We start from the raw sequence: 6,658 nt of genomic DNA, 5'->3' as shown, positions 1-6,658 counted from the left end.
GAATTCCGATTTTTTCATTAGTGCTCCCGAATTGTTGCATCGCGCAGGAGACAACGTCATATCCATAGGTCTCAAGCAGGAACACGGCCTTTTCGATATAGGTTGGTTTGAGCAAGTCATCGGCATCCAGGCAGCAAATGTACTTGCCACGCGCGTTGCGTATGCCGAAGTTTCGATTGGCTCCGACTTGGTGCGGTTCTGCTTGGGCAATAACTCTTGTCTTGGGTCTCTCAAGGGATAGGGTTCGCTCGCGAGATTCAGGATCGCTGGAGCCGCCTTCGACCACGATCACTTCAATGTCCTGAAAGGTCTGCGCCAGGACCGAATCGACCGCTTCTGAAACAAAACGGCCATAGTTGAATGACGTGACAACAACCGTCACGAGAGGACGGTCCGCGGGCCACAGTTCAGTATTCTCGGTCGCCTCGACATATCCGTCGAGGCAGGTACGCGCATCGAACACCAGCTTAGGCATCGGCATTTTGCGCGCGGCCATTTCCTCGGCCCGACGCTTTCGTCGAGCTTGGATCGCCTCGGACAACCTCTGGCGCAGCTCCAGGTTTGCAGTCCATTTGAGAAGCTTGAGTGCGCGGCGCGTCGCGCGAGCCATGCGTGGGAGCCTGTGCCCCGCCCGGCGCAACATCGCGGTCGACTTCCAAGCTGTGCTACGAAGAATTTGGTCGATCTCGGCACGAAACGCCGTGCTTTGGTCGACAAGCGCCCTGATATTCTCTGTTAGCCGCGCCACTTCCAGCTCTTTCGAATTCTTTTGGCATTCAGCAGATTGATTGAGGTCCGCATAACTTTCTTTCAGCAGTGCAATATGGGCGGCGAGACGCGCCCGCTCCCTTTCAGCGATAACATTCAGTTCAGTAGAGCGGGCGAGCCGATTTGACAGTGAATTGACGTGTAAGGCCAAGTCCTGGATCTCCGCCTTGGCATGTCGTTCCAGAGCGGAATTTTGGGCGACGGCGCGATCTAGCTCGCTCGAGACAAAATTCAATCGAGCCTCGAGTGCTTCTGATGCGTCCTTGCTGTCTCGCACCAGCGCTGCGTGCTTTGCAATTTCATGGCTGAGTTGGCTGGAGAGGTCTTCAATTTGTGCCTCCAACGCCCCAACCTTATCCCGGCTGTCACGCGCCAGCTTTGCAGAACTTGCAAGCTCCTCTTCGAGTTGGTGGGAAACTTGTTCTATCCGGGATTCCAGCGCCCCCGCTCTCTGTCTACTGTCGCGCGCCAGCGCAGCGTATTTTTCAGTTTCCTGACTGAGTTGCTCATAGAGGCCCCTTATCTGGGCTTCCTTCGCCTCAGCCACTTCTTCGCCATCACGAACCAGACTTGCATATCTTGCCGCAAGTGCACCGGTTTCAGCGCGCGTTGCGGCAAGTCGCCGCAAATCGTCCGCCCAGAGCTTTTCGATTCGATTCAACAGGGGCGCGTCGGCAGACGTCTGCAGGAGATCAGGCAACCCAGCAATCAAATCGGGGGTACTGTTGGCCGCGTGAACCAGCATCAGCCGCTGACGGGTAACCCTCAGGTTCCGGTCGAATACACGGCCCTCGGTCCTGGTTATGCTTGCGAACAACTCCTCGATGTGGCTGGCCATCTCGCTATCGCGAAATACGACGCCAATGAAGTTGGATGCGAAATCACGAACATAGATCTCGCCGCCGACTAGGTGAAATCCGAGTTGTTCGATGAGCAAACGCAGTGACTCGCCCGAGGGGTAAAACACATGCTCCAGCGAACTCTCGTACCAGAGCTTGTTTTCGTGGTTCTCGGAGATGTAAGGTACCTCGAACAGCAAAATACCGTCTGGTTTGAGCAGATTAAGTGCAGCTTCAATTCCGCGGCGAAAGTCCGGGAGATGCTCAAATACGGCGACTGCTGTTACGCAGTCGAAGTCGTGCCAATGGTTTTCGAGGATGCTTGGGTCGAGCAGATCCCGCCCGAGGATCCTTATGTTGGCCTCTACGGACCGTTGAATCATCTGTTCATTGACTTCGATGCCATAGAGGTCAAACGTGTTCGGGAGCCTCTTGAGAAGAGTGCCGTCCGCACAGCCGATGTCGAGAATCTTGCCCCCGCGCTTCAACCGGCAGACCAGCTCCGCCGCCCAGGACAGGCCATGTTCGGCCATCAACTGGTAGTCGTTGTATCCGACTGATCCATCGACCTTCTGAGCGCCATAATAGGCGTCGTCGTAATATATCCCTAGGTCGTCTGGTATGGTTTCAATGACACCTAGACCGCAGCTTTCACAGCGAAGAACTGCAACATTGTCCTTCCGTCTGGCCATTAGCGTGGCGCTCTGTCCCTGACACGCATTGCAACTGAAGCTGCCGGTCGGGCCGTGGATATTCATGAGATCAGCGCGCGCTCTTGTTGTGGAATGGGATGGTACTTGTTACCGACGTCGGCGTCTGAAACCGGAGCTCGTTAGGCGAACCGTCCTCGCTATCAGCTGGAACGCAGCTCATCGCGATAGGCTGCAATGATTTCGTCGATATCGCCGACCCGTTTGACCTGCCCGCCGTCGAGCCAGACCGCCTTGGTGCACCAAGTTTTGCAAATTTGTTCGTTGTGCGAGGCCAAGACCAGAATGCTCGCATCGTGGACAAAGGATTCCAGGCGGCGTTCCGCCTTGGCTAAAAACCTGGCATCACCCGCGAGTATCCATTCGTCCATCAGAAGGATTTCGGGTGCAAAGCACGTTGCAACCGCGAATGTGAGCCTTGTCAACATGCCAGATGAGTAGGAGCGTGCGGGCAATTCAAGATACTCGTCGAGCTCGGTGAAGTTTCCAATCTCGGGTATCAACCGCTCGATTTCCTCGGGCTGCAGGCCCAACAAGAGTCCGCGGAGCTTTATGTTTTCCAGCCCGCTCAGCTCCGGGTCGATACCCAGCCCAAGATCAAACATTGGCGAAATTCGCCCTGAAACGCGGACCGCTCCCGAGCACGGCTCGTATATGCCCGCCATAACGCGCAGCAGAGTCGTCTTACCAGCACCGTTTGCGCCGATAAGGGCGATGCGATCGCCGGAGGCGAACCGGAGCGACACATTTCGCAAAGCCTGCACTACGATCCGGTCATTCGCATCGCTCGCAATTCGCCCCCGCGATCCTCGGTAGAGGAGACCGTTCTTCAGCGACCGCGATCCCCCACTGTAGATCGGGAACGAAACACTGACATCGTCAAGTGACAACCGCTCGTCGTTTGCTTCTGTCAAATCCAACATCTCAGACCCAATAAGATATTCTTTCGCGGTATCGTCTAAAGAGCAGTCCGACAACCGCAAGATTGATCAGTGTTATCGCCACAACTGCCAAATAGGTCGTGGTTGAGGGCACGTAACCCAACAAAGGCGCTCTCATGATCTGGATCAAATGGTAGAAGGGATTCCAGTCCGCAACAAAGCTCCCGTCCTTAAGCACGTCGGACTTCCACATGACGGGGGTAACAAAAAACGCGATTTGGACGAAGGAATTGACCAGTTGCGGAATGTCGCGGAAGCGCGTTGAAACCATACCGATGAACATGGTCGCTAGAGCGCCATTGACGGTCAGGAGCAAAAAGCCGGGAATTGCAAGCAAAGCCGGCAGACCCGGCCAGATTTTAAAATAAACTATCATCCCCAGGTAGATGATAAAATTGTGGGCGAAGATGATGATCTTGCTCCAGGTTGAACGAAAAACGTATGAAAAGAAGGGAAGCTTGATCTGTTTGATGTAGGATTCGGATGAGATGAATAACGAGCCGGATTCGATCAAAAAGCTGGAGAAGTAGCCCCAGACCAAGAAGCCGACGCAAAGATATGGAAGAAACTCATCTACGGCGCTTTGGAAAATCTTGGCATAGAGTACCCCGAGAGAGATGATCATTATCGCCATGCTCACTGTGAGCCAAAGCGGACCGAGTACCGAGCGCCGATATCTCTGCAAGACATCGTTCCATCCTAGGCGAAGCCACAGTTGCCGCTGTCGGATGGCGGCTTTCACGTCATCCACGGCAAGGGAGCCGCGTGCTTTCCTGACGGAAGAAAACCTGTTCGCGGTCAAGGGAGCACCCGCTCAGGGCAGCGCAACCGGGCGCGCAAGACCGAATAACGTCCCGTGATTAGGACGGTGCCGACAGATAGGTAGCGTCTTCTTTGCCGTCGGTGCATCACGTCTTGTTCTCACCTTTCAGTTGGATCACGAGGGCTCCGATTTTACGCAGCTCGACGAAGGCAATGCGCCGCAGATATTTCACAAGCGTCCAAACGATGAGGGGCACATATTCAAACACGTTCATCAGCTCCTCGCGCCAGAGGGAGAAGTGACAGGACATTTCCCCAAGTTGCATGGCATACAGCTGACCACTGAGACCATCTGCCCCAAATGCCGGTTTATGGGCCCGTGCGAGCATCTGCTTAATCCTGACCGCTTTGACGCCAGAAAGGATATTTGCAGCGACGAACCAATAGTCCTCGCAAGCGTAGCTCGGCCGGAAAAGGTATTTGACGGCTTCCCGTTGTATTACGACCGTCGAGATCGAGGCCACGTTCGAGGCTAAGATTGCCCATCGCGTGATGGATCTTGCTTCCAGCGGCCCCTCGGGGTTCGGCCACGGCAAGCCGTCGAACCCTTTGCGATGCGCGCTAAGAAGTGGCGCTCCCGGTCCGCGCATGATAACCATCTGACGTTCCAGCTTTTCCGGATGCCACTCATCGTCCGCGTCGAGAAAGGCTAAAAACGCCTCGGTACTTGCCGCGATACCAGCGTTTCGAGCCCCGCCCGGACCAGTATTGCGGGGCAGCTTAAGCAACTTGATGTTTGGAATTCGGGCCTCAGCGCAAATCTTGTCGGCGGAGTCGTCTCCGGTTGCGTCGTCCACCACGATGACTTGACGCGGTCGAAGAGACTGGTCGGCCACAGATGCCAGCGCGCGGCGCAACGCATCGCCGTCGCGATATGTTGGAATGATTACGCTGACGGAGGTTGTCCTCAAAGCAGGACTCGCTGGCGCGTCTCGTTCCCCGCCGAGGCGGCGGAAATCATCCGAAACAAAATCGCGTCTATATCTAGAGGGGGAATCGCGATGCCAAGTTGCCTGTGGCGGCCCGTGTCGCCGATAACCGCATGGACGTCACTTGCGCCGCCGCGGGTTGCATCGATCTCATGAATAATTGGTGCATCAATAAGTGCGATTAGGCGATTGACCAGGTGTTGAACGCTGGTGCCGATGCCCGTGCAAATATTGACGATTTGGCCTGTCGCGTTGGGAGCTTCAGCTAGATCGACGAGAGCGCGTGCAGCATCCACAACGTCAACAAAATCTCGGACGGCGTTGAGCCGTCCAGTTGTCAGGGTACGTCCCTTCGGGGGTGTCGTTGCGAGTTGATCAACGAAACTTCCGAGTGCGGTTGTTCGTGGTGCGCCGACCCCTATCGGATTAAACAGCCTTGCCACAATCACCGGAAGGCCGCGGGAAGCTTGGGACAGCCCGTGAAATGTCTGTGCTAGTTTCGAAATGCCGTACGCGGTCAGCGGAGTGCAGGGGTCCGTCTCCCGCACCATGCAATCTGTACGCCTCGGCAGCCCGTATTCGGCTGCACTTCCAACCAGGATGACGATTGGCAAACGGCCTGTGTCCAAGGCGGCCTCTAGAAGATGGGCAGCGAAGAGGACATTTGCCTGATAAAGGCCTTCGGGCGTGTCAGCGCGGGTTGTGCCCGCCAAATGAAAGACGATCGATGGTGCGACACCATCCAGAATTTTGGCTAGATTCTGTCGGCTAGGTGTCTCCGCAAGCAGAAGCGAATGTTGGTCGACGTGAGCTGATGATCTGTACAACGCGACGGCTTTGATGCCTCGCATAGTCAACTCCCGCCGGACATGACGTCCCAAGAAGCCGTTGGCACCCGTAACCAGCGCGACCGTCATTGGTCAGCCCCTAAGAAAAGCTCGCGTCGCTGTTCAAACAGTTGCTGCGCCGCTGCGTAGTCTTCTGGTCGGCCGATATCGAGCCATATGCAATCTTGCGATCGGCACATTACGGACTTGCCGGACTCAATCAGATTCTGCATCAGTTGAGGCATATCGAGGAACTTGCCGTGCACCAGATGTGGTTCCACCGACGATCGATTGATCACGTAAAGCCCCATGCTCACCAAATGTGAGTAAGTGGGCTTCTCGCGATAGCCGGTTAGCCGCATACCTGCGTCAACCTCGACCAGACCGAATTCCATCTTCGTTCTGCGTTCGAATACAGCGATCGAGGCCGCAGTTGGTTGCTTGCAATGGTCATGAACCATTTTGCTTACGTCGAAGTTTGTAAGTAGATCTCCATTCGCAACGATAAAGTTGTCGCCCAGCCTGTCTAACGCGAGGGCCAGCGACCCGGCGGTCCCAAGTGGCTTGTCTTCCATTACGTAATCGATTGCGAGACCAAACTTCGAACCATCCTCACAAAATGCTCTTATGAGGTGATGCAAATGATTGACCGAAAGGAGGACCTCGTCGATACCGGCTCTCTTCAATTGTCGCAGCAATAGTTCCAGAACCGGCAGGTCGCCTAACGGTACCAGCGGCTTTGGAAACGAAGCCGTGAAAGGTTTCAAGCGAGTACCTTTCCCGCCGGCCATAATGAGCGCTTTAGTCATGAAACGCGTCTTT

Annotated in this window: 6 protein-coding genes; all 6 read right to left on the bottom strand. The window is 55.3% G+C overall.

All coding sequences use genetic code 11. The features are described 5' to 3' along the window. The coding region (locus tag SO156_RS41805) for a glycosyltransferase (RefSeq protein ID WP_498538886.1) at positions 1–2,365 on the bottom strand (2,365 nt) is incomplete at its 3' end. A 95-nt stretch (positions 2,366–2,460) separates the two neighbouring features. Next, positions 2,461–3,240: an ABC transporter ATP-binding protein gene (locus SO156_RS41800; protein ID WP_498538885.1), complete on the bottom strand. Its 780-nt coding sequence runs from the start codon at positions 3,238–3,240 to the stop codon at positions 2,461–2,463. Position 3,241: 1 nt separating this feature from the next. Next, positions 3,242–4,060, bottom strand: coding sequence for an ABC transporter permease (locus SO156_RS41795; RefSeq protein ID WP_498538884.1), 819 nt, complete (start codon positions 4,058–4,060; stop codon positions 3,242–3,244). A gap of 106 nt (positions 4,061–4,166) precedes the next feature. Continuing rightward, positions 4,167–4,991, bottom strand: a complete 825-nt coding sequence (locus SO156_RS41790; protein ID WP_498538883.1) for a glycosyltransferase family 2 protein — start codon at positions 4,989–4,991, stop codon at positions 4,167–4,169. Then, on the bottom strand, positions 4,988–5,926 hold the full coding sequence (locus SO156_RS41785; protein WP_498538882.1) for an NAD-dependent epimerase/dehydratase family protein: 939 nt from the start codon (positions 5,924–5,926) through the stop codon (positions 4,988–4,990). The genes SO156_RS41790 and SO156_RS41785 overlap by 4 nt, the downstream gene beginning before the upstream one ends. Continuing rightward, positions 5,923–6,645: a sugar phosphate nucleotidyltransferase gene (locus tag SO156_RS41780; protein ID WP_498538881.1), complete on the bottom strand. Its 723-nt coding sequence runs from the start codon at positions 6,643–6,645 to the stop codon at positions 5,923–5,925. Before SO156_RS41780 ends, SO156_RS41785 begins: the two co-directional genes overlap by 4 nt. Positions 6,646–6,658 lie beyond the last annotated feature (13 nt).

It is taken from the genome of Bradyrhizobium sp. UFLA05-125 (assembly GCF_059803515.1).
Note: the sequence above shows the minus strand (reverse complement) of the source record. Positions and strands in the feature narration are given on the sequence as shown.

Excerpts from the sequence above, each read along its gene's own strand:
- SO156_RS41780 (WP_498538881.1), bottom strand. The coding sequence starts at position 6,645 with ATGACTAAAGCGCTCATTATGGCCGGCGGGAAAGGTACTCGCTTGAAA.
- SO156_RS41800 (WP_498538885.1), bottom strand. The coding sequence starts at position 3,240 with ATGTTGGATTTGACAGAAGCAAACGACGAGCGGTTGTCACTTGACGAT.
- SO156_RS41785 (WP_498538882.1), bottom strand. The coding sequence starts at position 5,926 with ATGACGGTCGCGCTGGTTACGGGTGCCAACGGCTTCTTGGGACGTCAT.